This is a genomic window from Endozoicomonas ascidiicola (genome assembly GCF_001646945.1).
Lineage (GTDB): Bacteria > Pseudomonadota > Gammaproteobacteria > Pseudomonadales > Endozoicomonadaceae > Endozoicomonas > Endozoicomonas ascidiicola.
On the sequence record NZ_LUTV01000007.1, the window covers coordinates 341,254 to 343,450 of the forward strand.

General features: G+C 42.7%; 2 protein-coding genes and 1 pseudogene. All 3 read right to left on the reverse strand.

Going from position 1 to position 2,197, the window contains the following annotated elements; genetic code table 11:
• Nucleotides 1–146: 146 nt before the first annotated feature.
• Nucleotides 147–850, reverse strand: a pseudogene (locus AKL11_RS24790) (IS1 family transposase).
• A gap of 72 nt (nt 851–922) precedes the next feature.
• A complete protein-coding gene (locus AKL11_RS20470) occupies nt 923–1,129 on the reverse strand; it encodes a neutral/alkaline non-lysosomal ceramidase N-terminal domain-containing protein (protein WP_067521349.1) in 207 nt (68 codons plus the stop codon).
• Between the two features lie 146 nt (nt 1,130–1,275).
• The gene (locus AKL11_RS20475) at nt 1,276–1,539 is read right to left on the reverse strand and encodes a hypothetical protein (protein WP_067521448.1); all 264 of its coding nucleotides are present in this window, start codon (nt 1,537–1,539) and stop codon (nt 1,276–1,278) included.
• Between the last annotated feature and the right edge of the window lie 658 nt (nt 1,540–2,197).

Genomic DNA, 2,197 nt, shown 5'->3' on the forward strand with positions numbered 1-2,197 from the left:
TCTTCCGGCTCTGGTAGATGAAGCCTCAGTATTGGAAGCTTCTATGGAATCGGAGCCGATTGTTTATCACTCAATCAACATCAGAATTTGTGATTAGTTAAGATTCCAAATGGGCTAACAGTTACCCTTTTAATTGCGGTAAAGGTTCAGAAGAGTTGATAATGCTCTCGGTAGATAAACTCTCCGATCACTTTGTCGTGAACTTCTTCTGACCTTGAAAAGCAGATAGACCTGCGACACAAGCGCTTCAGACGAGTTCTGAAATTCAGGTTTTGCCGTTCTATACGTTGAGTAAAATATTTACCAATAATATGCTTCTCACCTGGCAAGAGTTTCGCATAAGATGGTCAATCATCCGTACAGTAGAACTCAAAACGATAGGGCTTCAGCAGGTTGAGTAGCTTTTTCAGAGTTGAATCCGTTCTGCGGCCAAAGGCGTGTGCAATTATCCGTTTGAACCGAGGTTCCCAAGCGTACCAGAGCCAGCGCTGATTCTTCTTGCTCCCAACAAAGCTCCACTGCTCATCCATCTCACAGATCAACTGAACCTTTGCGTTTTCAAATGGGAGCTCTGTTACTGATGGCGGAGATAGCTTTTTAAGTGGGCGATGACAGTGGTTCGGCTTATTTTGAGGACTCGCTTAATATCCCGGACACCTGAGCCATTATGCGTGAGCTGAACAATCTGTTCGTGAGTTCCTGGCTGGTTAGCGTTGTAGAGGTAGTCCAGCTGAAAGGTTTTATTGCAACAGCGGCAAAGAAATCGTTGCAGCCCTGATCTGGCTTTCCCATTTCTGACAATATCATCAGTTGTACGACAATGAATGCATTTAACTTCAACAAGAGCCATAAAAGTACAGAACAAAACTAGCAGAATAGCAGGCTTTATTGATATTTCCCCTTCATCAACTCTTCTGAACCTTTACCGAAAAATGAAGGCTCTTGATTTCAATCGAGTGTGAATGCCTTCTGTATTTTGTCCTGGTTTAGAGAAGCCCCACATTGGGCTACCAAAGGCTGGGCCGGTAATATCGCCCATACCTTTACCAATCAGATACGTATTGGCAGACGCGGCAGTGGAAAGTACAAGCGCTGTGAGATAAATAAATCTGTGCAGTTGTTTTATCATGAGTTGTCGTTTTTATTATTGTGTTTGACTGTATGCTTTACTATGACGGCTTGCCTTATACAAGACAATTGTCTTTCAAAGTAGTAACGTCTAGAGAATCATGATTAGCAGGCAAATAAACGACATTATTTGCCTGTTTCACTTTTTTATTTCATTGCAGGCTTTTCAAAACACATAACTGCTTCAGAACTGGTTTTGTTTTCTGTCGTGTATTCAGACATATACACCATGTTCCAACCATCATACTGTGCTATTTCTTCGTTGATATTGTCAGTGCTGCCGGTTGAGAAGGTGGTGCAGCGAGTCATCATAGCAGCATCAGGCGATCCAGAACGGATCTGAGAACTGATATTTGCGCCCGCGCAGCCAGTGAGCAATGTGATCATGCTCAGTACAATCCATTTTTTCATAATGATCTTCAGATGGTTTGGTAAACTGTAGATACAAAAAAATCCCAACAATAAAAATTGAGTGTCCCTGAACAGATAAAGTGTCCACTGAATTTTCATAATATTGTCCGAAGCCCCGCTATTTTAAGCCATTTTTACCCAGTTTTTGTTCAAAGAAACTGTCCGCTTATTGAGTTTTGAGCAAGGTATGTGTCCAGAAAGTTGCAGTCAAAAGTGTCCGGAAATGTTTCAGACAAAGTGACCGCTTTTTTTAGTTTGCCTTAGGGTTGGCTTGATTTTTAATAAATGCATGAATATCAATGGCTTGGGTTCGGTTTCGTGGTGAAGGGAAGAAAAGTAATGCTTTCTGGCTCATTTCGTGACGGTAGAAACTTGATATGACTAACGATCCCACTGTGAAGGTTGGCAATAGCAACAATCGTTACTATTCCTGTAGTTCTGGTCTGCCAGACCTCCTCAATGGGGCAAAGCACTCCGGTGAGGGGGATGAAGGTTCCTGTGCTTAGAGGTGAGCAGGCTGCCTGTCCAAAAAGTTCAATCCCTCATTGTCATTCGGGAAAAAACGCAACGGCACCATGCTTAATCCAACCCCCGGTAAATCAAATACGCCATAAATTCCGGTTGAAAAATACCAGCCCATGGATCCGCCAGAATAGTC